This window comes from Nonomuraea sp. B12E4, from assembly GCF_039871825.1.
In the GTDB taxonomy this organism is placed as follows: domain Bacteria; phylum Actinomycetota; class Actinomycetes; order Streptosporangiales; family Streptosporangiaceae; genus Nonomuraea.
Window position 1 is genome coordinate 722,983 of the sequence record NZ_JBDPME010000001.1, and the last position, 21,800, is coordinate 744,782.

Annotated in this window: 19 protein-coding genes; 8 read left to right on the top strand and 11 right to left on the bottom strand. The window is 71.1% G+C overall.

The features are described 5' to 3' along the window. Window positions 1-14: 14 nt before the first annotated feature. Window positions 15-1,373: a S8 family serine peptidase gene (locus tag ABGB18_RS03295; protein WP_347693792.1), complete on the bottom strand. Its 1,359-nt coding sequence runs from the start codon at window positions 1,371-1,373 to the stop codon at window positions 15-17. 274 nt (window positions 1,374-1,647) lie between these two features. Here ABGB18_RS03295 and ABGB18_RS03300 point away from each other — a divergent pair, with 274 nt between their 5' ends. Beyond that, the gene (locus ABGB18_RS03300; RefSeq protein ID WP_347693793.1) at window positions 1,648-3,597 is read left to right on the top strand and encodes a spermidine synthase; all 1,950 of its coding nucleotides are present in this window, start codon (window positions 1,648-1,650) and stop codon (window positions 3,595-3,597) included. A 122-nt stretch (window positions 3,598-3,719) separates the two neighbouring features. Here the strand turns inward: ABGB18_RS03300 and ABGB18_RS03305 are convergent, their stop codons facing one another. Next, window positions 3,720-5,162, bottom strand: coding sequence for an LCP family protein (locus ABGB18_RS03305; RefSeq protein WP_347693794.1), 1,443 nt, complete (start codon window positions 5,160-5,162; stop codon window positions 3,720-3,722). A gap of 445 nt (window positions 5,163-5,607) precedes the next feature. Then, window positions 5,608-6,666 carry a neutral zinc metallopeptidase gene (locus ABGB18_RS03310; protein ID WP_347693795.1) on the bottom strand — a complete coding sequence of 353 codons (1,059 nt, stop codon included), beginning with the start codon at window positions 6,664-6,666 and terminating at the stop codon, window positions 5,608-5,610. A gap of 564 nt (window positions 6,667-7,230) precedes the next feature. Between ABGB18_RS03310 and ABGB18_RS03315 the strand changes: the two genes are divergently transcribed. Then, complete coding sequence (locus ABGB18_RS03315) at window positions 7,231-8,100, top strand: LysR family transcriptional regulator (RefSeq protein ID WP_347693796.1); 870 nt, start codon at window positions 7,231-7,233, stop codon at window positions 8,098-8,100. Window positions 8,101-8,319: 219 nt separating this feature from the next. Here the strand turns inward: ABGB18_RS03315 and ABGB18_RS03320 are convergent, their stop codons facing one another. After that, window positions 8,320-9,666 (bottom strand): ATP-binding protein, encoded by a 1,347-nt coding sequence (locus tag ABGB18_RS03320; protein ID WP_347693797.1) that lies wholly within the window; start codon window positions 9,664-9,666, stop codon window positions 8,320-8,322. After that, window positions 9,659-10,333: a response regulator transcription factor gene (locus tag ABGB18_RS03325; protein ID WP_347693798.1), complete on the bottom strand. Its 675-nt coding sequence runs from the start codon at window positions 10,331-10,333 to the stop codon at window positions 9,659-9,661. Before ABGB18_RS03325 ends, ABGB18_RS03320 begins: the two co-directional genes overlap by 8 nt. A gap of 153 nt (window positions 10,334-10,486) precedes the next feature. Here ABGB18_RS03325 and ABGB18_RS03330 point away from each other — a divergent pair, with 153 nt between their 5' ends. The 3 genes from ABGB18_RS03330 to ABGB18_RS03340 are packed head-to-tail and all read left to right on the top strand — an operon-like array spanning window position 10,487 to window position 13,627. Continuing rightward, window positions 10,487-11,662 carry a DUF2092 domain-containing protein gene (locus ABGB18_RS03330; protein ID WP_347693799.1) on the top strand — a complete coding sequence of 392 codons (1,176 nt, stop codon included), beginning with the start codon at window positions 10,487-10,489 and terminating at the stop codon, window positions 11,660-11,662. After that, a complete protein-coding gene (locus tag ABGB18_RS03335; protein ID WP_347693800.1) occupies window positions 11,659-12,645 on the top strand; it encodes an ABC transporter ATP-binding protein in 987 nt (328 codons plus the stop codon). The genes ABGB18_RS03330 and ABGB18_RS03335 overlap by 4 nt, the downstream gene beginning before the upstream one ends. Continuing rightward, window positions 12,632-13,627, top strand: coding sequence for an ABC transporter permease (locus ABGB18_RS03340; protein WP_347693801.1), 996 nt, complete (start codon window positions 12,632-12,634; stop codon window positions 13,625-13,627). Before ABGB18_RS03335 ends, ABGB18_RS03340 begins: the two co-directional genes overlap by 14 nt. 30 nt (window positions 13,628-13,657) lie before the next feature. On the opposite strand, the gene ABGB18_RS03345 is transcribed toward ABGB18_RS03340, so the two are convergent. Both ABGB18_RS03345 and ABGB18_RS03350 read right to left on the bottom strand, forming a co-directional pair. Then, the gene (locus ABGB18_RS03345; protein WP_347693802.1) at window positions 13,658-14,383 is read right to left on the bottom strand and encodes a YcnI family protein; all 726 of its coding nucleotides are present in this window, start codon (window positions 14,381-14,383) and stop codon (window positions 13,658-13,660) included. 45 nt (window positions 14,384-14,428) lie between these two features. Beyond that, window positions 14,429-14,965, bottom strand: coding sequence for an MFS transporter (locus tag ABGB18_RS03350; RefSeq protein ID WP_347693803.1), 537 nt, complete (start codon window positions 14,963-14,965; stop codon window positions 14,429-14,431). Window positions 14,966-15,085: 120 nt separating this feature from the next. On the opposite strand from ABGB18_RS03350, the gene ABGB18_RS03355 reads away from it, so the two are divergent. Further along, entirely contained in the window at window positions 15,086-15,568 is a 483-nt protein-coding gene (locus ABGB18_RS03355; protein WP_347693804.1) for a hypothetical protein, read from the top strand. Between the two features lie 13 nt (window positions 15,569-15,581). Here ABGB18_RS03355 and ABGB18_RS03360 read toward each other — a convergent pair whose 3' ends face one another. Genes ABGB18_RS03360 through ABGB18_RS03370 form a run of 3 tightly spaced genes read right to left on the bottom strand, consistent with a single transcriptional unit; the run spans window position 15,582 to window position 17,975 of the window. Beyond that, on the bottom strand, window positions 15,582-16,328 hold the full coding sequence (locus ABGB18_RS03360) for an ATP-binding cassette domain-containing protein (protein ID WP_347693805.1): 747 nt from the start codon (window positions 16,326-16,328) through the stop codon (window positions 15,582-15,584). A gap of 2 nt (window positions 16,329-16,330) precedes the next feature. After that, window positions 16,331-17,119: an ABC-2 family transporter protein gene (locus ABGB18_RS03365; protein ID WP_347693806.1), complete on the bottom strand. Its 789-nt coding sequence runs from the start codon at window positions 17,117-17,119 to the stop codon at window positions 16,331-16,333. Next, window positions 17,112-17,975 (bottom strand): ABC-2 family transporter protein, encoded by an 864-nt coding sequence (locus ABGB18_RS03370; RefSeq protein ID WP_347693807.1) that lies wholly within the window; start codon window positions 17,973-17,975, stop codon window positions 17,112-17,114. The genes ABGB18_RS03365 and ABGB18_RS03370 overlap by 8 nt, the downstream gene beginning before the upstream one ends. A gap of 251 nt (window positions 17,976-18,226) precedes the next feature. On the opposite strand from ABGB18_RS03370, the gene ABGB18_RS03375 reads away from it, so the two are divergent. Together ABGB18_RS03375 and ABGB18_RS03380 are read left to right on the top strand one after the other, a co-directional pair. Beyond that, a complete protein-coding gene (locus tag ABGB18_RS03375; RefSeq protein ID WP_347693808.1) occupies window positions 18,227-19,204 on the top strand; it encodes an alpha/beta hydrolase in 978 nt (325 codons plus the stop codon). A 97-nt stretch (window positions 19,205-19,301) separates the two neighbouring features. Further along, a complete protein-coding gene (locus ABGB18_RS03380; protein WP_347693809.1) occupies window positions 19,302-20,138 on the top strand; it encodes a siderophore-interacting protein in 837 nt (278 codons plus the stop codon). A gap of 283 nt (window positions 20,139-20,421) precedes the next feature. Here the strand turns inward: ABGB18_RS03380 and aceA are convergent, their stop codons facing one another. Then, window positions 20,422-21,708 carry an isocitrate lyase gene (aceA, locus tag ABGB18_RS03385; RefSeq protein WP_347693810.1) on the bottom strand — a complete coding sequence of 429 codons (1,287 nt, stop codon included), beginning with the start codon at window positions 21,706-21,708 and terminating at the stop codon, window positions 20,422-20,424. Window positions 21,709-21,800 lie beyond the last annotated feature (92 nt).

The following is a 21,800-nucleotide window of genomic DNA, read 5'->3' on the forward strand; positions in this document are numbered from 1 at the left end:
GGGCAGGCGGCCACTCACGCCGCGCTCCTGGCCCGGCGCTGGAGCGCGGCGATGATGCCCGCGGGGTCCACGATCCCGTAGCCGTAGTCGTAGTCGAACCCCACGTCGCTGCGGTCCTCCGCGGTGCGCCGCAGCAGTGCCCGCAACTGCGTCGGCGACAGCCGGGTGGCCGGCCAGCGGGTGCGCACGGCGGCCACCAGCCCGGCGGCCACCGGCGTCGCCGCGGAGGTGCCGGAGTCCGGCGACCGGCTCCCGAACGCCCTGGACCCGGAGAAGTGCGTGTAGGCGCACAGATCGGGCTTGCGCGCGGTCAGCCGCCCCGGCCCCTGCGAGGAGTAGCCCACCCGCGCGCCGTTGACGTCGACGCCGCCGATCGACAGGGCCTTGGGATGGGAGTTGGCGCCCAGGAGGGGCCGGTCGGGGTAGGCGCAGCGGCCGTCCGGGCACTCGGTCCCGCAGTTGCCCGCCGCGAACAGGACGTCGGCACCCGCCTTGTCGAGCTCGGCCACCATCAGGTTGAACGGGTGCGCCGCGTTGTCGGAGTAGTTGCCCGGGTGCCCGACCGGGAAGTCCCACTCGGGGGAGAACGACCCCCAGGAGTTGTTCACCACCAGCGCCCTGGACTCGGCGGGCTGGGCGGCGAGCACGGTGCGCAGGTGGGCGAAAGCCGACACCGCGTCCGACAGCAGCCCGTCCATCACCGAGCCGCCCGGCCGGGTGGACAGCAGCAGCGGGATGTCGATCAGCGTCGCCTGGGGAGCGGCGATGAGCGCGTCGAAGGCGCACATCGTCCCATGGTTCACCTCGAACTCGCCCGGTTTGCCCGCCACGCCCGCCGGGCTCCAGCAGCGCGCGGCGTCGAGCGTGACGCCCCGGCCGAGTTGCCGGGCCGTGTGGGCGGTGTTGATCCCGGTGTCGAGCACCGCCAGCGCCACCCCGGCGCCGTCCAGGCCCTGCGCGTGCAGCCCCGGCACGTTGAGCAGGCGCTCCACGTCGTGCCAGGTGCCGACCGGCGGATCGCCGCCGCACGTCGGCGTGGACTGGATGACCGGGTCGGCGAAGACGCCGACCACGTCGGGCCTGAGCGCCGGCAGCAGTGTCACCCTGGCGGCCAGTTCGTCGTCCGAGATCGTGCCGCGCACCAGCACGGAGGCGTCCTCGGCGGCCAGCGAGAAGTCGAGCGGCTGGTTGAGGGAGAGCGGGTCGCCGCCCGGCGGGGGAAGGGGCCGCGGCACGGCCACGGGGATAAACGCCGTGTCGAGCTCGACCCCGGGCAATCCGTCGGCGACGTCGGCCGTGGTGGCGGTCTGGCCGGGATCGGCGACGGCCGCGACGAGTTCGGGGGAGGGACGGAGCTGGATCAGGACCCGCATGAGTCACCACCGGTGGATCGGAGGGAAAACGAATGCCACAACATTCACTCATCAACGCGTGCTCGTCCAGGGCCTCTTTAAGGGTTTGACCTGCAAAAATGCCGCAATCCAGGCGAAGCGGACGACATTTGTTCTGGGTGCCCGTACTTCCTTGTTTTCGATCAGTTCACTACGGTGATTCTTTATGACGCTCCAGGCGCAGACGCCGGTCGCTGGCGGAGAGAAGGACCATTGGCTGGCGGTGCGGCCGAGGCTCGTTCTCGCCAGTGCTTTCATGCTCTTTCTCGAGCTGGCGCTGATCCGGTGGACCGGGTCGAACATCGTCCATCTCAGCTATTTCACGAACTTCGTGCTGCTCGGCTCGTTCCTCGGCATCGGGCTCGGCTTTCTGCGGGTGGGGCGCTCGCGGCGGCAACCGTACTACTCGCCCGTCGTGCTCGCCGTCCTGGTCGCCGTCGTGCTGACCTTCCCGGTGACCGTCGACCGCAACACCGAGGGCATCCTGTACTGGACGAGCCTCGGCACCACCGGCCCGCCCGCCTGGCTCATCCTGCCGGTGATCTTCTGCGCCGCCGCGCTGGTGCTCATGGGGCCCGCCGAGCTCGTCGGCCGGTGCTTCCCCGAGCTGCCGCGGCTGGAGGCCTACCGCTACGACCTGATCGGCAGCCTCAGTGGGATCGCGGCGTTCACGGCGCTGTCGTTCCTGAGCGCGCCGCCGGTGTTCTGGGGCGCGATCGTCGCCGTCTGCTACGGACTGCTGCTGATGCCCCGGCCGAAGTCGCTGTACGTGGCTCTGGTGACGGTGCCCTCGCTCGCGGTCGTGGCGCTGCTGCTGACCGAGACGCTCGGGGCGGGGGCGATCTGGTCGCCGTACTACAAGGTCACCTTCCGGCACCTCACGCAGCTCGGCGTCCCCGTCACCGACATCGCGGTCAACGGCATCCCGCACCAGCAGGCCGTGCCCGCCGCCGCCCGGCTGCAGTGGGAGGCCCAGTACGGCCTGCCGTACGAGCGGACCACGAAACCGCCGAAGAACGTGCTCATCGTCGGCGCGGGCAGCGGCACCGACGTGGCCATCGCGCTGTCCAAGGGCGCCGGCCGCGTCGACGCCGTGGAGATCGACCCCAAGCTGCACGAGCTCGGCGCCTCGATCCACCCCGACCGGCCCTATGACGACCCGCGCGTCGTCACCCACATCACCGACGGCCGCGCCTTCCTGGAGCGCACCGGCGACAAGTACGACCTGATCCTCTTCGCCCTGCCCGACTCGCTCACCCTCGTCTCCGGAGCCAGCTCGCTGCGCCTGGAGAGCTACCTGTTCACCGAGGAGGCCATGCGGGCCGCCCGCGCCCATCTCAATCCGGGTGGCACCTTCTCGATGTACAACTACTACCGCGAGAGCTGGCTCGTCGACCGGCTGGCCTCGACCATGCAGCGGGCCTTCGGCCACAAGCCGTGTGTCGACGTGGTCAGCACCGCGGGCCAGCAGGCCGTGATAACCGCGGGCCTGACCGCCGCGGACCAGCGCTGCGCGAGCGAATGGCCCGGCGCCGCCCCCGGCACGCCGGCGCCCGCCGACGACGACCGGCCCTTCCTCTACCTCAAGGACGCGACGATCCCGCCGATCTACATCATCACGCTCGGCCTGATCCTCATCGTCAGCCTGCTCGCCGTCCGCGTCGTCGCAGGCCCCTACGACCGCATGCGCCCCTACGCGGACCTGTTCCTGCTGGGCGTGGGGTTCATGCTGCTGGAGACGAAGAGCGTGACCGGGTTCGCGCTGCTGTTCGGCACCACCTGGGTGGTCAACGCGATCGTCTTCGCGGGCGTCCTGGTCGCGGTGCTCGCCGCCGTCGAGGTGACCCGCCGCTTCAGGATGCCGCCACTACCGGTCATGTACGCGGTGCTGCTGGCGGGCCTGCTGCTGGCCTGGCTGGTGCCCAACGAGTGGCTGCTGTCGCTGCCCGTGCCGCTGCGCGCCGTGGCGGCCGTGACGGTGGCGTTCCTGCCGATCTTCGTGGCCAACGTGGTCTTCGCCAAGCGTTTCGCCGACACGGCGGACGCGACCACGTCCTTCGGCGCCAACCTGCTCGGCGCGATGGTCGGCGGGTGCCTGGAGTACGCGGCGCTGGTGATCGGCTACAAGGGACTGCTCATCGTGGCGGCGGTGCTCTACGTCGGCGCGCTGGCGCTGCTGCCCCGCAAGTCCGTCGCGCCGATGTGAATCGCGGCCGATAACGGAAATTCCGGCGGCCGAATAAGCGAGCCTTCTTAACCGATGCGCGCCGACCCCGCGCCGCGCCGACCGGCCCCGGGCTGCCCCGGTCCGGCAGGGCCCCCCGGGGGTCAGAGGCCGCAGAGTTCGTCGAGGGACTTGGCGTCGTCGTTCTTCTGCGTGTTCCTGGTCGGCGTCTGCGTCGGTGTCACGGGCAGTTTCAGCGTCGGGGACGCCGTCGGGCGGGCGGGGGTGCTGGGCGCGGCGCTCACGTTGGCGGCCTTGGCCTGGACCGGCCGGGTCGAGTTGGCGATCGCCTTCCGCGTGGCCTGGCGGATCTTGGCCCAGTCCGGGCGGCCCGAGTAGAAGTCCGGCGGCACGAACTGCAGGCTGGTGATCTTGGCGTCCTTGACCTTGACGGCCAGCTCCACCAGCGGCTGCACGAGGTGCTGCGGGATGTTCGTCTCGGCCAGCCGCCTGGCCGCACCGGCGATCTTGGTGAAGTTGGCCAGGACCTTGGCGGGCGTGGCCTGCTGGGCGAAGGCGCCGATGACGCAGCGCTGCCGGGCCATCCGGGAGAAGTCGTCGCTGTTGACCCGGGAGCGGCCGTACCAGAGGGCCTGCTCGCCGGTCAGCTTGCGGAAGCCCGCCTTGATGGTGCCCGCCGTGCCGTAGTGGCCGCCCCACTTGACGTCCTGCTCGACCCGGATCCTGAGCCCGCCGATGGCGTCGACGAGGTCGGCGAATCCGTACATGTTCATGAGCATGTAGTAGTCGATCTTCAGGTTCAGGGTGTAGCCGATGGCGTCCATCAGCGCCCGGGGGCCCTTGTTCTTGCCGCCCATGATCTGCGGGTTGTCGTTGGCGTACTGCCAGACCTCGTTGAGCAGGCCGCCGTTGGGCAGCTCGGCCATGTAGCCATGGGGGAACTGCTTGTGCAGCGGCGAGGCCGGCGGGAAGCGCACGTGCTGCAGGTTGCGTGGGAGGCTGAACAGGACCGTGCTGCCGGTCTTGAGGTCGATACTGGCCACGTTCATGCTGTCGGTCCGTACGCCGGTACGGTTGCCCGCCGCGTCGCCGCCGATCAGCAGGAAGTTCACCCGGGTCTTGCCGTGCCACGGGTCCTCGCCGTCCGCGGCCGCGGCGGGCAGGTCCGGGTCGGCCGCCGAGGGGAAGATGTCCTGGATCGTGTCCCGCACGGTCAGCACGGTGTTGCCGACGAAGGCGAACGGCGACATCACCGCCACGCACAGCACTCCGACCACGATGCCGGTCACCACCTGGCCCTGCTGGTTCAGCCGGTTGGGGCCGAGCGCCACGTACGAGCTCACCAGCAGCGCGAACCACGCCAGGGCGAGGACCGAGGCGACGACGACCACCGCGACCATCATCCCGTCGCTGACGAACGAGGTGGCGCTCGCCAGCAGGTCGCCGCTGTTGATCAGCACGAAGGCCAGGACCGCGAGCAGCAGCACGGCGTACGTCCCGACGAGGGCCAGCCCGGTACGGCGCTGCCCGGCCCGCAGGTGGGCGGCGCCGGGCAGGACGGCGGACAGGGCGGTCCAGCCGAGCACGGAGGCGGTGGTCAGCGGCTTGGCGAAGCGTGGCGCGCCGGAGCGTGGTACGGCGGAGCGCGGTGTCCCGGAGCCAGAGCCGGAGCCGGATCCGGGAGCTGAGCCGGACCCGGAGCCGGAGCGCGAGCCGGACCCGGACCCGGACCCTGAGCGCGAGCCGGACCCGGCGCCTGAGCGCGAGCCGGACCTGGAGCCCGAGCCGGAGGCCGATCCGGAGCCGGAGGCCGATCCGGAGCCGGGGCGTGGGCGACGGCGAATGGGGCCCCGTTTCCTGCCTTCCGGAACGGCCTCGACCCCATCGCGCTCACTCACACCCGGCTCCTTACCCGCCTACCAGGCCAAACTGGATTTTGCCCCCGACGGGGCACAAGATTGCCAGGATTCTAGTGCCCTTATCTGGACATCAAAGACATGTGCCCAACCTGAGATGAACGCCGTATGTCCGTCACGAGGTGGTTGAGGACGGCGCCATCCACGTATTGCACTGATAGGCCGCGTTCCGCTCCCACCCCTGCCGGAACCACCGGTTGTTGTTGGCCCGCGAGCCGTGGTCGCGCGGATAGCCCGGGTAGTCGCCCACCTGGCCGTAGAACCAGAACAGCCGGCTGCGGTTCGACGTGCTCACCGGATAGGAGGCCGCAACCGAGCGCATCCACATGCCGCCGAAGCAGGTTGCCTGGAGCTCCAGCTTTCTGCTGAGTGCCAGCTTGCCGCTCTGGCTGGAGGCGTCCAGGCTGGACCTCCACCAGGAGTCCATCAATCCGGTGATGTTCTGGACGTGGTGACCGTACTCGTGGGCCAGCATACTGATGATCCCGCCGTGCCAGGACAGGATCTGGCCGTACCCGCGGGCGTTGCCGTTGCCCCTGGCCATGGCCCCGGTGGAGGCGTAGATCGTGTTGTTCTGCGGGCAATAGTACGGCACCATGCTCCCCGCCGACGGGTAGTCCCCGCACGCGCCCCTGCCCCGGGAGGCCACGATGGCGTAGTGGGGCGGGCTGAACTGGATGCCCTGCTTCTCCAGGATCGGCCGCCACGCCTGGTCCATGCACCGGCCGGTCTTCAGGATCAGCGCCTTGAGCTGGCTGTGGCTGAAGATGCTGGCGTTGCCGGCGCGGCAGCTGAGCCTCGGCAGCACTCCCGCCCGGTACATGGTGTTGCTCTTCAGCGACGTGTTGAGCTTGACCTGGGCGGGCGGGTTCACGTTCGTGTCCGGTTCGTCCTCCTGGGTCGGCTCGCTCGTCGGCTCCCGCGTCGGCTCCTGGGTGCCGGTCTCCGTGGGGAAGGGCTCGGTGTCGCTGGTGGCACGCTCCGACGGCTCGTACGTCGGGATCGCGACCGGCGTGGTCGTGTCCGATCTGGGCGAGCTCTTGAGCATCGCGGACCCGATGACGAGCAGCACGAACAGCGCCGCCACGCCACCGAGCACGCCCCCGATCACCCCGATGACGCCGGCCCCGGACTTCCTGCGCTGCGGCGGCTGCGGCCACTGCCGCGTCGGCATGGGAGGCGGCGGAGGCGGCTGCCGGTACTGCTGCTGCCCGAAAGGCGGCGGCGGTGGCCCACCCTGAGGGTAGGGCCGCCCTTGCGGCGGTGGTCCCTGGGGCGGTGGTCCCTGGGGTGGTGGTCCCTGTTGCGGTGCCTGGGGTGGTGGCGCCTGGGGCGGCGGGCCGTACGGCGGCCGGCTCTGCGGCGGGGGAGCCTGGGGGTGGCCGGGCGACGGCTGCGGCGGGTGCGGGTTCCCCGGCCCGCCCCCCGGCGGCGCCTGCGGCTGGCGGTAGCCAGGCGGCGGCCACGGCAACGAGGGTGGCCTGTGAGGCTGCCCCGGCCCCTGTGGCGGCGGTGGAAATTGACCGTTCCCTGTCACCGTGTATCCCCGTTCACCCGAATGTCGGCATTGGGGGCTTTGTCGAAGGACTTGCCGGACCCTTGCCAAATTTGGGGCAAAAGCATACTGATTTATCACCCGTCACGGATGTAGCGGTGCTCGGTTACAGTCCGAAATCATTCGAGGTGATCTCCGCTATCTTCCGGTCCGCGCGGCGGGCTGTGTCCTAGCTTCGTTGGCATGAATCTCCAGCAGCTCCGCTATGTGGTCGCGACTGCGGAGCACCGCACCATGACCGACGCGGCAAGATCGCTATACATCGCGCAGCCTGCGCTGTCACGCGCGATCCGTGATCTGGAGCGGGAGCTCGGCATGACGCTCTTCGCTCGTTCAGGCCGTGGCGTGGTCGTCACCGCACAGGGCCGCCGGGTGGTCAAGCTGGCAAGGGAGGCACTCGACGCGGTTCACGAGATCGAGGGTCTGGCCAATCATGGTCCCGTCACCGAGGCCGAGCTCCGCATAGCCTCCACCCCCAGCCTCGAACCCGGCCTGGCCGGGCGGCTTCTGCCCGCCTACACGGCCGAACATCCGGGGGTACGTGTGCACATCGTGCGCTGCGACGGCAGAGACGGCGTCGTCAGCGCGATCCGGGATCAGCGAGCCGATCTCGGGTTGACCGATCTGCCCGTGCCCACCGACCTCATCACCCACCCGCTCGAGCGCCAGGAGATCGTGCTGATCTCCCCGCCCGGGCTCGACCTGCCCAGTCCCGTGCCGATGGGCAAGCTGCACGGCATGCGCCTGGCACTGCCCGCCCGTGGCAGCATGCGGCGCAGGGAGCTCGACGCTATGTTCGGCAAGTACGCGGTCACCCCCGTCGTCGTACTCGAGACCGACGAGCGCAACGGCTGGCTCAACGCGGTCCGCGCGGGCCAGGCGTCACTGTTGTGGTACCGCGGCATGGCCGAGCAGGCCGCGCGCGCGGGCCTGGTGGTGCGCTCGCTCGAACCGGCCGTGCGCCGGGTCATCGCCGTTGTGCACGCCCGTCGCCGTCTGCCGCTCATCGCCCAGGACTTCCTGGCCACCGCCGAGAAGGGCACCGCCGCCTGACCTCCTCGGAACGCTCCATGTCCAACCACCACCGCACACACAGGGCCCGGAAATGACCGCGCCCTGGGGGCCCGGCGACGCCGCCGTGCCCCTGAGGGCCACCCTCGGCTCCTGATCCACACCACCTCGCCCGTACCGGCCGGTGCCTCCTGCCGGACACGTAGGGACCGCCGTCACCCCCTCGGCGTGACGAGGAACCCGGATCGGAGCCTGTGTCCCCTAGCGGGACACCGGAAGACTCACCACGACCCGCAGCCCCGGCGCGGCGTCCTCCAGCGCGACCGTGCCGCCGTGGGCGTGCACGGTCTCCCGCACGATGGCCAGCCCCAGCCCGGCGCCGCCCTCGTCGCGGCTGCGGCCGGAGTCGAGCCGGGTGAAGCGGTTGAACACCCGCTCGCGGTCCCGCTCGGGGATGCCGGGGCCGTCGTCTGTGACGGTCAGGACGCCGTCGGCGGTCAGGGCCACCTCGACCTTGGAGGAGGTGTGGCGTACCGCGTTGTCCATCAGGTTCGTCAGGACCCGGCTCAGGTCCAGCGCGTCGCCGCGGACCACCACCGGGTCGCAGACCGTCAGGCGGGCCTCGCCGTACCGGTCGACGGTCTGGCGCACCACGTCGTCCAGCTCGACCGGCTCGCGCCGGGCCGGCACGCCGCCGCGCTCGTCCAGCCTGGCCAGCGCGAGCAGGTCCTCGGCCAGCCGGGACAGCCGCATCGTGTCCTCCAGCACGCCCTCGGCGGTCTCGGGCCACTGCTGCCCCTCGGGATGCCCGAGCGCCACCTCAAGCTGCAGCCGGATGCTGGCCAGCGGGCTGCGCAGCTCGTGCGCGGCGTCGGAGACCAGCGCCCGCTGGCGCTGCTCGGCCTCCTCCAGCCGGGCCAGCATGCCGTTGAGGGTGGTGGCGAGGGAGCGCACCTCGTCGTGCGACTGCGGGACCGGCAACCGGCGCGACCGGGCCGTGTCCGTGATGTCCGCGGCGCCCTTGCGCAGCGCGCTGATCGGCCGCAGCGTGCGGCCGATCATCAGCCAGCTCGCCACCGCGAGCAGCACCACCAGCGCGGGCGTGCCGATCAGCAGCACGCGCGCCGCCGTGGCCAGGCTGGTCTGGATCTCGCCGATGGGCCGGGCCGCCACCACGGTCTGCCCGTGGTCCGCGCTGAGCACGACCACCCGCAGGAAACCCGGGATCGCGTACGGCCGCCCGTCCAGCGTCGTCGGCCGCCCCTGCGCCAGCACCCCGGCCCGGGCCCGCGCGTCCAGCAGCGGCACCAGCCGGTCGGTGCCGTACGTGACGTGCGTGATCCGCCCCTGCGCGTCGATGACCTGCACGATCGTGCCGTCATGCGTGGTGATCGGGCTCGTCAGCGTGTTCGCGTCGGCCGCCACCCGCACGGCCTGCGCCTGCTGGATCGTGGTCTCGTCCACGGTGTCCATGAGGGCCCGGTCCAGCACGCTGAGCAGCACCCACGCCGACAGCGCCAGCGCCAGCGCGAGCACGGCGGACGCCGCCGCCGTCAGCCGGAACCGCAGCCCCTGCCGCCGCCACCAGACCAGCGGGGAGTCAGCCACCGTCGCCCGCCAGCCGGTATCCGGCGCCGCGCACCGTCTGCAGCGCGTTCCGGCCGAACGGCGCGTCGATCTTCCGGCGCAGGTAGCCGACGTACACCTCGACCACATTCGGGTCGGTGTCGAACGTGTCCCAGACGTGCTCCAGGATCTCCGACTTCGACACCACCTCGTCACGCCGCCGCAGCAGGTATTCCAGCAGCGCGAACTCCCTGGGCGTCAGCTCCACCGCCCGCTCGCCGCGGGTCACCCTGCGCCGCGCCGGATCCAGCGACAGGTCCCCCGCCGTCAGCACCGACGGCCGCCGCCCGGAGTCGCGCCTCATCAGCGCCCGCAACCTGGCCACCAGCACCACGTACGAGAACGGTTTCGTCAGATAGTCGTCGGCCCCCAGATCCAGGCCGTCGGCCATGTCGTACTCGCCGTCCTTGGCGGAGAGCATGAGGATCGGCACCCAGTTCTCCTCCGCGCGCAACTGCTTGCACACGTTGTAGCCCGAGAGCTTCGGCAGCATGATGTCCAGCACCACGACGTCGTAGTCGCCGTTCCTGGCCGCGTGGAGGCCCTCCTCGCCGTCGTGGGCGAGATCCACGGCGAAGCCCTCGGCCTGGAGCCCCCGCTGGAGCGCGGCGGCCATCCGCCGCTCATCCTCGACGACAAGTACCCTCATGTGGCGATTCTCCCGTTCCGGCGCTGAGACGACGCTGAGAGCCTGAGAGCCGTCTCAGACAGTCTCAGCCTTGCCACAGGATGCATGACGCAGGCTCTGACCATCGACTTCCAATTTCGCCGAGTCGGCGAGGACATACCGTAAAGGAGTGAGATGCGAAAAGGCACGTTCGTGAGGTGGGGTGTCCCGATCGCGACCGCGGCCGTGATCGGAGCCGCGATCGGCGCCGGCCCAGTCATCGCCGCAGTGAGCGGAGAGCCCGTACTGCCGGAGCGCACGGCCCAGCAGTTGCTGGCCGACGCCGCCGCGGCGACGAGCAAGGACGGCGGCCTGCCGCCGATGTCCGGCACCGTGCAGCAGACGGCCTCCCTGGGATTGCCCGCATTGCCGCAGACCGGCGTCGAGTCGCCGCTGAGCCTGCTGTCCGGCTCGCACGAGGTGAAGGTCTGGTACGGCGCCCACGACAAGCTGCGGGTGGCCATGCCGACCCAGCTCAACGAGACCAACCTGATCGTGAACGGCGGTGAGGCCTGGTACTACGACAGCAGCTCCAACACCGCCACCAAGGTGAAGGTCAAGGACGAGGCCGGCGGGCAGCACCACATGCCCACGCCGCAGCCGACCGACATGACCCCGCAGCAGGTGGCGGAGCGGCTGCTGGCCAACGTCGACCAGCACACCGCCGTCCGGGTGATCAACACGGCGGAGGTGGCGGGCCGCCCGGCCTACCAGCTCGTGCTGGCTCCCAAGGACCCGGGCTCGCTGGTGCAGGAGATCCGGATCGCGCTCGACGGGGAGAACTACGTCCCGCTGCAGGTCCAGGTCTATGCCAAGGGCTCGGCGGAGCCGGCGTTCCAGCTCGGCTTCACGCAGGTGACGTTCACGCCGCCGGCGCCGGAGAACTTCACCTTCACCCCACCCGCGGGCACCAAGGTGGAGGAGAGGACGCTCGGCCCGGAGACCGCCGACCGGCACGCCGAGGAGCGGGCCGAGCACGCCAAGGACGTCGCGACCCGGGTGAAGACGGTCGGTGAGGGCTGGACGCGCGTGGCGGTCCTGCCGTTCTCGCCGTCCGACCTGGCGGCCGCGTCGTCGTCCACGTCCGCCCCCGCCGGGCACGACCCGGACGACCCGTTCAGCGGCGGCGGCGCCGACCCGGGCGCGCTGGTGGACAGCGTGCTCAAGTCCGCCACCCCGGTGAGCGGCACGTGGGGCTCCGGCAAGCTGATCAAGTCCAAGCTCGTCACCGCCCTGGTGACCGACGACGGCCGCCTCCTGGTCGGCGCGGTCACGCCGGAGGAGATCATCGAGGCGGCGGGCACCAAGTGACCACCGTCACGCAGGAAGCGGGGGCGCCCTTCGGGGCGGCCCCGCCCCCGGCGAACGGCGCCGGGGAGAGCGCTATCGTCACCGAGGGGCTGACCAAGCGCTTCCGCGGCGGCCAGGTCGCCGTGGACGCGCTGGACCTGGCCGTGCCGCGCGGCTCGGTGTTCGGCTTCCTGGGCCCGAACGGCTCGGGCAAGACCACCACGATCCGCATGCTGCTCGGCCTGGTCACGCCCACGGCCGGCGGCTACTCCGTGCTCGGGCTGCCCTCGGCGCAGGCCCTGCCGAGGGTGGGGGCGCTGGTCGAGGGGCCGGCCTTCTACCCGTACCTGTCGGGCACGGCCAACCTGCTGCGCTTCGACGCCGCCGACCCGACCGCCCCGCGCGCCAGCGCCAGGCGGCGCGTCGCCGAGTCGCTCGAACGCGTGGGCCTGTCGGCCGCCGCCGGCAAGCGCTACCGCAACTACTCCCTCGGCATGCGCCAGCGGCTGGCCATCGCCGCCGCCCTGCTCGGGCCGCGCGAGCTGCTCATCCTGGACGAGCCGACCAACGGCCTCGACCCGCAGGGCACCCGCGAGGTGCGCGCGCTGGTGAAGGAGATCGCCGCCGACGGCACCACGGTGTTCGTCTCCTCGCACCTGCTGGCGGAGGTCGAGCAGATGTGCACGCACGCCGCCATCATGCGGACCGGCACTCTGGTGGCCCAGGGCACGATCGCCTCGCTGAGCAGCGGGCTGGCCACCCGGGTCAGGGTCGAGACCCCGGACACGGCCGGCGCCGCGCGGGTGCTCGGCACGCTCGGCCTGGCCGACGTGCTCTCCGAGGCCGGGCAGGTCACGGCGGAGCTGGGCGGGCACGCGCCCGAGCGCATCAACGCCGCGCTGGTGGGGGAGGGCGTGGCCGTACGGGGGCTGGCCGTGCTGCGGCCGAGCCTGGAGGACGTGTTCGTGAGACTGACAGGGGAGGGCTTCGATGTCGACGGTTGACACTTCGACGTCGCCCGGCGCGCGCTCCGGGATCTCGGAGGCGGGGGGCCGGGCGCGGGAGGCGCGGCGCACGCCCGGGCTCGTACCGGTGACCGAGACGCTCGAGACCACCGAACGCCACGCGCCGCCGGAGCCTCCCGCGTCCCCGGCCGCGCCGCCCGGCCGCCAGCCGTGGGCGTTCTGGCGGCTGCTGGGCTCGGAGCTGGGCCTGACCTTCCGCCGCCCGCGCAACCTCGCGATGCTGGCCGCGATCGCGGCCGTGCCGGTGATCATCGGCGTGACGCTGCGGATCGTGGGCGGTCAGGACGGCATGGGCGGGATCATCCAGGACGTGGTGGGCAACAGCCTGATGCTGACGTTCGTCGCGTTCTCCTTCCTGGTGCTCCTGATGATGCCGGTCGCCGTCAGCGTGGTGGCGGGCGACTCTCTGGCGGGCGAGGCCGGCGCGGGGACCCTGCGCTACCTGCTGGCCGCCCCGGCCGGCCGCACCCGGCTGCTGCTGGTCAAATATCTCAACGCGGCGGTCTACGCCTACGCGGTCACGGCCGTGGTGGCGCTGTCGGCCCTGGCGACGGGCCTGGTGCTGTTCCCTGCGGGCCCGGTGACGCTGCTGTCCGGCAGCACCATCCCGATGGCCGAGGGCCTGCTGCGCATCCTCATCGCCGTCGGGTACGTCGGCGCGGGCATGGCGGCCCTGGCCGCGATCGGGCTGGCGCTGTCGACGTTCACCGAGGTCTCCATCGGGGCCATCGCGGGCACCGTGGTGCTGGTCATCATCTGCCAGGTGCTCCGGGCGATCCCCGAGCTGGGCTCGATCACTCCGTACCTGCTGCCGACCTGGTTCACCAACTTCGACGCGGTGCTGCGGGACCCGATCGACCTGGGGGCGCTGAGGGAGGGGCTGGTGGTCTTCGGGGCCTACATCGCGCTGTTCGGCTCGATCGCCTGGGCCCGCTTCTCCGGCAAGGACATCACGTCCTGACGCCGCGGCCCGCCCCTCCCCGCGCCGGGGTCAGGCCGCCGGGCGGCGGCGCAGGGCCAGGGCGGCGATCACGACGCCGACGACGCCCACCACCAGGCCCGCGCCGCCCAGCAGCCGGGCCGTCCCGTCAGAGGAGGACGACGAGGACGCCGCCACCGGTGTCACCGACGGCGCGGCCTGGGCAGGGGCGGTCGTGGCGGCGGGGGAGACGGTGGCCCCGTCCGCGGCCGCCGGGACGAGCTTGAGCATCGGGGCCGGGTGCTCGGCCTCCGTGCCGTCCGTCTTCGGGGCGTCGGCCCAGTCGACCACCTCGCCGCCGGAGTATTCCTGCTTGGTGGGGAACAGCAGGCTGTCGGTGTCCTTGGGCAACTGCCCCATGGACACCTCGAACTCCTGGAACTCCCCGGGCGCGATCTTGCCGCCCGACCACACGATCTTGGTGACGGCCTCCGACAGCTCGCCGTACTCGGTCTTGACCGGCGCGGGCAGCTTGCCCTCGGTGACCTTGACGTCCCATCCGGGCAGGGGCTTGACGGAGACGAAGGCCAGCGGGTGGTCGGTGGGGAAGGAGACCTCGATCTTGACGGTCGAGGCGTCGTCACGCTCGTTCGGCACCCGGAAGGCGACCTTGGTGAAGGCGCCCTGCTCGGCGCTCCCCGGCTGGATGGTGACGTGGGCCAGTGCGGGCAGCGCGAGGCCGGCGGTGATGGCGGTGGCGGCGGCGAGCACGGTCGCGGCACGGCGAATGAAGGACATGCGAAATCTCCACTTGGGTGAAAAAGGAAAAGGGGTGTCAGGTGGTCAGGCGGGAAGTGGAGGACCACGCCTGGCCAGGCTGTGCCGGAAGGCCGGCGGCAGCGGGACCACCCTGGTGAAGACGACCGGCGCGACGGGCCCCACGGCGGGCACCACGACCGGCGGCAGCAGCTCGAACCGGCGGCCGAGACGGCGCAGCAGCGCCCACAGCGCGGCCTCCCCGCGCGCCACCCACAGCCCCGTGATCACGGTGGCCGTCAGGTGCGTGAGCAGCATGCCGAGGTTGACGGCCAGGCCGCCCTGGCCGTGCGTGTGCACCGAGACGTAGGCCGTCTCCTCGCCCGCGAACAACTCGTGCAGCCCCAACTGCGCCACGACCAGCACCACGTTGATCGTCGCCGTCGAGCGCTCCCGGCCGGACAGCGCCAGCCCCAGCCCGGACACCGCCGCGAGGCCCAGCCCGGCCACCCACGGCTCGGGCGCCGAGCCGCCGCCCAGCACGTGGGCCAGCGCCGCCAGCGTCACGCAGACAGCGGCGAAGGCGGCCGTCCGCGCGAGCCTGAGGGGGAGTCGCGCACGCATGGGTGTGCTCATGCTCTCACGGGGCAGGCCGTTTGGAGACCCCGACATTCAAGGCGACGCAATGGCTGGGCCGAATGCGCCTTTTGTCGCTAGGGTCGTGCCGAGCACGTTGATACAGAGGTGAGAACGTTGCGGCACTTGGCGGGATTGCTCATCGGACTTGTCGTGACGGCGGCCATCCTGGGCGGCGGAGGATGGGCTGTCCAGCAGGCAGTCGGCGGTGCGGCGGCGACCCCGCCGGACGACCAGCGGATGTGGATCGCCCTGGGGGCGATGGCGGCCGTCGGACTGGTCTTCGGGCTCGTGGTGGCGGGCCGGGTCTCGCCGGTGGCGACGTTCCTGCCGTCCATGGTGCTGCTGGCCTGGACGGTCGTGTACGCGCTCGACGTCAACAGGGCGCTGTCCCTCATCCCGACCGAGGCCTCCGTCAACCAGATCATCCGGGACGCCGGCTTCGGCGTCCGGACGATGCTGACGACGGGGGTGTTCGCCCTGCTCGGCGTGGCGCTGTTCGTTCCCGTCCTGATGCCCTCGCGCTGGGCGCGCCGGGACGACGACCTGGACGAGGACTACGAGTCCACGCCGGAGGGCAGCTACTACTGAGTCGTCCGGCCGCCTACGACGTGGTCCCTGTGTAGAGGTGGGTCACCACGTCCTCAAGGCTGGACCGGCCCGGCGCCGTGGCCATCAGGTCGTCGAGGGTGCCGTCGAACCCCAGCCGCCCGTGGTCGATCACCATGACCCGGCGGCACAGGCGTTCGATGTCGCCGAGGTCGTGCGTGGTCAGCAGCACGGTCGTGCCCTGCTCGGTGTTCACCCGCCGCAGGAAGGCCCGGATGCCGGCCTTGCTGACCACGTCCAGCCCGATCGTCGGCTCGTCGAGCACCAGCACCTCGGGCGCGTGCAGCAGCGCCGCGGCGAGGTCGCCGCGCATGCGCTGGCCCAGGCTGAGCTGCCGCACGGGCGTGCGCAGGAACCCGCCCAGGTCGAGCGTCTCGGCCAACTCGTCGAGCCGGGTCCGGAAGCTCGCCCGGTCCACCCGGTAGAGATGCCTGATGAGCTGGAAGCTGTCGGTCAGCGGCAGATCCCACCACAGCGTCGTGCGCTGCCCGAACACCACCCCGATGCGCCGCGCGAGCGCCGTGCGCCGGCGCGAGGGATCCAGCCCGGCCACCCGCACCTTGCCGGAGGTGGGCGTGAGGATGCCGCACAACATCTTGATCGTGGTGGACTTGCCCGCGCCGTTGGGTCCGAGGTAGCCGACGAACTCTCCCGCCGACACCGTGAACGACAGGTCCTGTACGGCGTGGACGACGTTCCGCTTCACCTTGAACGAACGTCCCACCCGATCGAGCTCGATCATCGTCAACTCCCCGTGGATCGGTAGTGCCTGATGCCCTGCCGCCAGGCCAGCGCGGCCAGCAGGGCGAGGACCAGCGCGGCGGCCGGTCCGAGGAAGCGCATGAACTCCGGAGTGCCGAACGGGTCGTCCCGGCTCAGCGCGTACAGGCCGGGCTGCCAGTTGATGAAGGCCAGCGGGAGCACGTACGTCACGCCCTTGACCAGGTCGCGGGCGTAGATGCTGAACGGGTACTGGCTGAGCTGCTGGGTGCCGTAGGTGAAGGCGTTGGCCACCTCGGGCGCGTCGGTCAGCACGAACTGCATCGCACCGCCGAACGTCCAGAGCGCCGCGAAGATGACCACCCCGGTGACCACCATGACGGGGATCATCCAGGCCCGCCGCCAGTCGAGGTCGAGCGCGGCGATGGCGTACCCGAGCACGAGGGCCGACTGGATGATCCGCCCGACCCGGTTGGCGTTGAAGCGGTCGGCGGTGAGCTGGATCCAGGCGCCGACGGGCCTGATCAGGAAGGTGTCCAGGGTGCCCGCCTTGATGTGCTGGCTGATCCGGTCGATGTTGCTGACGAACGTGTCGCAGATGGTGAAGGACAGGCTGGCGGCGCCGTACAGGAACAGCACCTCCTCGCGGGAGAACCCGGCCAGGGTGGTGGTGTTGGCGAAGACGATCAGGATCACCGCGACGTCGATCCCGGCCGTGACGAAGCCCAGCAGGGTCATCAGCGCGAACGAGGCCGGGTACGCGGCGGCGGCCCTGGTCCAGGTCCACAGCAGCAGGAAATACGTCCTAACCACCCTGGATCACCACCTTGTGGCGGATCGCCCGGGTACCGAGCGTGCCGAGCCCGAGCAGGACCACGGCCCAGAACGCCTGGAAGGCGAGCGTGTCCAGGACCGGGGCCTTGCCGAGGTAGAGGTCGGTGGGCAACTGGACCATGGCCGCCCACGGCAGCGCCTTGGCCAGGTCGCCGAGCCAGCCGGGGAAGATGTGCAGGGGCAGCATCATGCCGCTGAAGAACGTGGTCAGGACCATCGACAGCACGGCCACGCCGCGGTCGTCGAGGAGCCAGCAGACCGACAGCGCCACCAGGTAGCGCCAGCCGAAGCTGATCACCAGGGCGATGGCGAAGCCGGCCAGGAAGGTCAGCCACCGGCCGGGGCCGGTGGGGAAGACGATGCCGAACAGGGCCGCGCCGATCAGCATCGGCGGGATGCCCCGCACCAGGAACAGGTAGGCGCCCCTGCCCAGGTCCTCGGCCAGCGTCCACAGTTGCAGGGAGGCCGGGCGGACCAGGTCGAGCGCGATGTCGCCGCTGCGGATGCGCTCGGGGATGCCGAGCCCGCCGCCGAAGAGCTGCATCGGCCCGATGAAGGCCTGGGTGATGAAACAGAAGGTGACGGCGTCGGCCACGTCGTATCCGGCCAGCCCGGGGCGGGCCTGCCACAACGCGATGAGGATGTAGGCGCGCAAAATGCCGAAGACGCTGTTGGTGAACGCGCCGGCCAGGGCGGCGCCGACGTAGGTGGCGTGCTTGCGGAATCCGTACCGGACGAGCAGGGCATAGAGGGGTATGGTTTTGCACCTCCAGGGTGTGAGGACACGGTGACAGGCCGTGTCCGTGCCCGCGCACGGGTGCCGTTGGGAAAGCATGGAATTATGCATCGCCGGGTCGGGCGCTCGCAACGCGTTTAAATGTGGGCAAAACCGGCGGGAAGTGGCCCTGCGGCGGTTCCGCGGCCGGCGGTCGTCTTCCGTGGCCCGGCTTGGCGCCGGGTTTGCCGAGGTTCGCGGATCATCGGGCCGGTCGCGTGAAACATTGGCGAAATATCCCTGTAAAAGATGAGACTCTTACCGGCCGGTAGGGCGGGGTCGCGCGGGAAGAATCCCTTTGGAGGGCCGATATGCGGATTAATCGGGACCTGGTGCCTGACTACCCCTTGAGCTGGCAGGCCCGCGCACTCACCGGTGTCATGTACGGCACGCTGAAGCCTTTCTCCAGCTTGCTGATGCGGCATCCGCTCGCGCTCTTCTGCGCCAACCGGCTCGGCGACCTCGCACGGCTGGTCCAGATGCCTCAGCCGCCGCACGTCCTGGTCGCGCCCGAGGAGTTCTCCTCATGCGGAGGGGAGTGGATCCGGGGTGGTCCGGGGCTGGACGAGCGGAAGGCGGTCCTCTACTTCCACGGTGGGGGATATTTCTCCTGCTCGCCGCGTACGCACCGGTCCATCACGTGGCGGCTGTCGGTGGCGGCCCGGCGGCCCGTGCTGGCGCTCGACTATCGCCAGGGGCCCGTGTTCAAGCTGGCCGACTCCCTGGCGGACGCGCAGGACGCCTACGACTGCCTGCTGCGGCGCGGGCACGCGCCCGGGGACGTCATCTTCGCGGGGGACTCGGCCGGCGGCCACCTGACCCTGGTCACCCTGCTGGCGCTGCGTGACGCGGGGCTGCCGCTGCCGGGGGCGGCGATCTGCCTGTCGCCGTGGGCCGACCTGACCGACTTCCCGCGCCGCGCCAACCGGTGGCAGGACCCCATGCTCTCCGCCGGGCGGGTGCGCTGGCTGGCGCGCCGGTGGACCTCTGGGCTGGACCCGCGGGATCCGCTCGTCTCGCCGGTGCTCGGGGACTTCACCGGGCTGCCGCCGCTGATGATCGTGACCGGCTCCACCGAGGTGCTGCGGGACGAGGCCAGGCGGGTGGCCGAGCGGGCGCGCCATGCCGGGGTGCCGGTCCGCTACGAGGAGTGGCCGCGGATGCCGCACGTCTTCCCGATCCTGGCGGACGTGCTGCCCGAGGCGCAGCTGGCGTTCCGGCACATGAAGCAGTTCGTCGGCGCGGTGGCCGGCAGGCACGCGTCCGCGAGGGATCCGGCCGCGGCGTGACGTGCGTCACAGCAGTCGCCTCGCGATTGGGCGTACGCTGGCGAGGTCCGGAAGTATAAGGTTAGGTATACCTAACTTGGCGGCAGGGGGCGGTTTGATGGCCGAAAAGCCGGTGAACGAGCATCGGGGTGTCGTGCTGCGGTCGGAGTGGATCTCCCGGAACATGGTCCGCCTCGTGATAGGCGGCGACGGCCTGGCCGGCTTCGCCACCGGCGGCATGAGCGACCACTACGTCAAGCTCGTCTTCCCCTGCGAAGGCGTCGACTACCCCGAGCCGTTCAACGTGCGGACCTGCCGCGAGACCATGCCCCGCGAGCTGTGGCCACGGTTGCGGACCTACACCGTGCGCGCGTGGGATCCCGACACCCGCGAGCTGACCCTCGACTTCGTGGTCCACGGCGACAGCGGCCTGGCCGGGCCGTGGGCCGCCCGCGCCGAGCCCGGTGACGAGGTGCTCATGCTGGGCCCCGGCGGCAACTACGCGCCCGACCCCGAGGCGGGCTGGCACCTGCTGGTGGGCGACGAGAGCGCGCTGCCTGCCATCGCGGCCTCCCTGGAGGCGCTCGGCGCGGGGGCGCTGGCCCACGTCCTGCTGGAGGTGGACGGGCCGGAGGACGAGCAGAAGCTCGTTACGGCCTGCGACGCGCGGATCACCTGGATCCACCGGCGCGACCGCCCGGTGGGCGAGGCACTCGTACGGGCGGTGCGGGAGCTGGAGTTCCCGGAGGGTGACGTGCACGCGTTCGTGCACGGGGAGGCGGGCTTCGTGAAGGAGCTTCGCCGCTACCTGCGCCTGGAGCGGGGGATCGGGATGGACCGGCTGTCCATCTCCGGATATTGGCGGACCGGGGTGGATGACGAGGGATGGCGTGCGGTCAAGCCCGACTGGAACCGCCGCGTCGAGGCCGAGGAGCAGGCGGCCCTCGCCTCCTGACCGCCCTCACGCGGCACGCCGGCCGCATCAGACCGTCTGACCCCGGCACCCTTTCTGCACGGCGGCGGTCGTGGAGGACGGCACCGACGGGGATCGCCCCCACCTGGTCACCGAGTACATCCCCGGCCCGGCGCGGCACTGAGAAGAGGGCCGCGCCGGAGCTGGGGGAGACTGGCGCGGCCGTTCGCCGGGGAACCTTCGCATGCCCTTGCCGCTTGGCGGGCGACGGCACAACGGAGCCCGGCAGGCGACGCCGCAAAGGAGTGCCGGCGAGATCAGGGGGTCAGCTCCTGAACTGCTCCTCCTCCGTCGAGCCCTTGTAGGCGGTGGTCGAGGAGTCCGGCGCCACGGCCGTGCTGACCAGGTCGAAGTAGCCGGTGCCGACCTCGCGCTGGTGCCGGGTGGCGGTGTAACCGCGCGCCTCGGCGGCGAACTCGGCCTCCTGGAGCTCGACGTAGGCCGGCATGCCGTCGGTGGCGTACCCGCTGGCCAGATCGAACATCGAGTGGTTCAGCGAGTGGAACCCGGCCAGGGTGATGAACTGGAACTTGTACCCCATGTGCCCCAGCTCCCGCTGGAACTTGGCGATCGTGGAGTCGTCCAGGTGCTGCTTCCAGTTGAACGACGGCGAGCAGTTGTAGGCCAGCATCTGCTCCGGGTACTCGGCCTTGATCGCCTCGGCGAACTCGCGGGCCACGTCCAGGTCGGGCGTGCTCGTCTCCATCCAGAGCAGATCGGAGTAGGGCGCGTACGCCAGCCCGCGGGCCACGCACGCCGCCAGGCCGTTCCTGACCCGGTAGAAGCCCTCCGCGCTGCGCTCGCCGGTGATGAACTCCTGGTCGCGCGGGTCCACGTCACTGGTCAGCAGCGTCGCGGCCTGGGCGTCGGTCCGCGCGATGATCAGGGTGGGGACTCCGGCGACGTCCGCGGCGAGGCGGGCGGCGTTCAGGGTCTTGACGTGCTGGCCGGTCGGGATCAGCACCTTGCCGCCCAGGTGGCCGCACTTCTTCTCGGAGGCGAGCTGGTCCTCCCAGTGCACGCCCGCGGCGCCGGCCGCGATCATGGCCTTCATCAGCTCGAACGCGTTGAGCACGCCGCCGAACCCGGCCTCCGCGTCGGCCACGATCGGCGCCAGCCAGTGCGGCGCGCCGGTGGCCTCCTCCGACCAGGTGATCTGGTCGGCGCGCAGCAGCGCGTTGTTGATCCGGCGCACGACGGCCGGCACGGAGTCGGCCGGGTAAAGGCTCTGGTCCGGGTACGTCTGCCCGCTCAGGTTGGCGTCGGCGGCCACCTGCCAGCCGGACAGGTAGATCGCCTTCAGCCCGGCCCGCACCTGCTGGACCGCCTGGTTGCCGGTCAGCGCGCCGAGGGCGCCGACGTAGTCCTCGGTGTGCAGCAGGGCCCAGAGCCGCTCGGCGCCGAGCCGGGCCAGCGTGTGCTCCTCCTGGACGCTGCCGCGCAGTCTGACCACGTCTTCCGCGTCGTACGTGCGCTCGATCCCCTCCCAGCGGGGGTCGTCGTCCCACTCTTCGCGCAGCTGCTCCGCAGCTCCCTTGAGGCGATCGTTCATCGGTTCACTCCTTGGGTCGTCCCCTGGGGCTCACGCCGAGTCTCTGCCCGAGGGAGGGCCGCCAATAGGCAGAATCGAAGAGAAGAAACATG

What these genes read in the sequence shown, in the direction of transcription:
- ABGB18_RS03380 (WP_347693809.1), top strand. Translation starts at nt 19,302, where the DNA reads ATGGCCGAAAAGCCGGTGAACGAGCATCGGGGTGTCGTGCTGCGGTCG.
- aceA (WP_347693810.1), bottom strand. Translation starts at nt 21,708, where the DNA reads ATGAACGATCGCCTCAAGGGAGCTGCGGAGCAGCTGCGCGAAGAGTGG.
- ABGB18_RS03325 (WP_347693798.1), bottom strand. Translation starts at nt 10,333, where the DNA reads ATGAGGGTACTTGTCGTCGAGGATGAGCGGCGGATGGCCGCCGCGCTC.
- ABGB18_RS03345 (WP_347693802.1), bottom strand. Translation starts at nt 14,383, where the DNA reads ATGTCCTTCATTCGCCGTGCCGCGACCGTGCTCGCCGCCGCCACCGCC.
- ABGB18_RS03360 (WP_347693805.1), bottom strand. Translation starts at nt 16,328, where the DNA reads ATGATCGAGCTCGATCGGGTGGGACGTTCGTTCAAGGTGAAGCGGAAC.
- ABGB18_RS03315 (WP_347693796.1), top strand. Translation starts at nt 7,231, where the DNA reads ATGAATCTCCAGCAGCTCCGCTATGTGGTCGCGACTGCGGAGCACCGC.
- ABGB18_RS03370 (WP_347693807.1), bottom strand. Translation starts at nt 17,975, where the DNA reads ATGCTTTCCCAACGGCACCCGTGCGCGGGCACGGACACGGCCTGTCAC.
- ABGB18_RS03350 (WP_347693803.1), bottom strand. Translation starts at nt 14,965, where the DNA reads ATGCGTGCGCGACTCCCCCTCAGGCTCGCGCGGACGGCCGCCTTCGCC.
- ABGB18_RS03300 (WP_347693793.1), top strand. Translation starts at nt 1,648, where the DNA reads ATGCTCTTTCTCGAGCTGGCGCTGATCCGGTGGACCGGGTCGAACATC.
- ABGB18_RS03310 (WP_347693795.1), bottom strand. Translation starts at nt 6,666, where the DNA reads ATGCCGACGCGGCAGTGGCCGCAGCCGCCGCAGCGCAGGAAGTCCGGG.
- ABGB18_RS03330 (WP_347693799.1), top strand. Translation starts at nt 10,487, where the DNA reads ATGCGAAAAGGCACGTTCGTGAGGTGGGGTGTCCCGATCGCGACCGCG.
- ABGB18_RS03295 (WP_347693792.1), bottom strand. Translation starts at nt 1,373, where the DNA reads ATGCGGGTCCTGATCCAGCTCCGTCCCTCCCCCGAACTCGTCGCGGCC.
- ABGB18_RS03375 (WP_347693808.1), top strand. Translation starts at nt 18,227, where the DNA reads ATGCGGATTAATCGGGACCTGGTGCCTGACTACCCCTTGAGCTGGCAG.
- ABGB18_RS03340 (WP_347693801.1), top strand. Translation starts at nt 12,632, where the DNA reads ATGTCGACGGTTGACACTTCGACGTCGCCCGGCGCGCGCTCCGGGATC.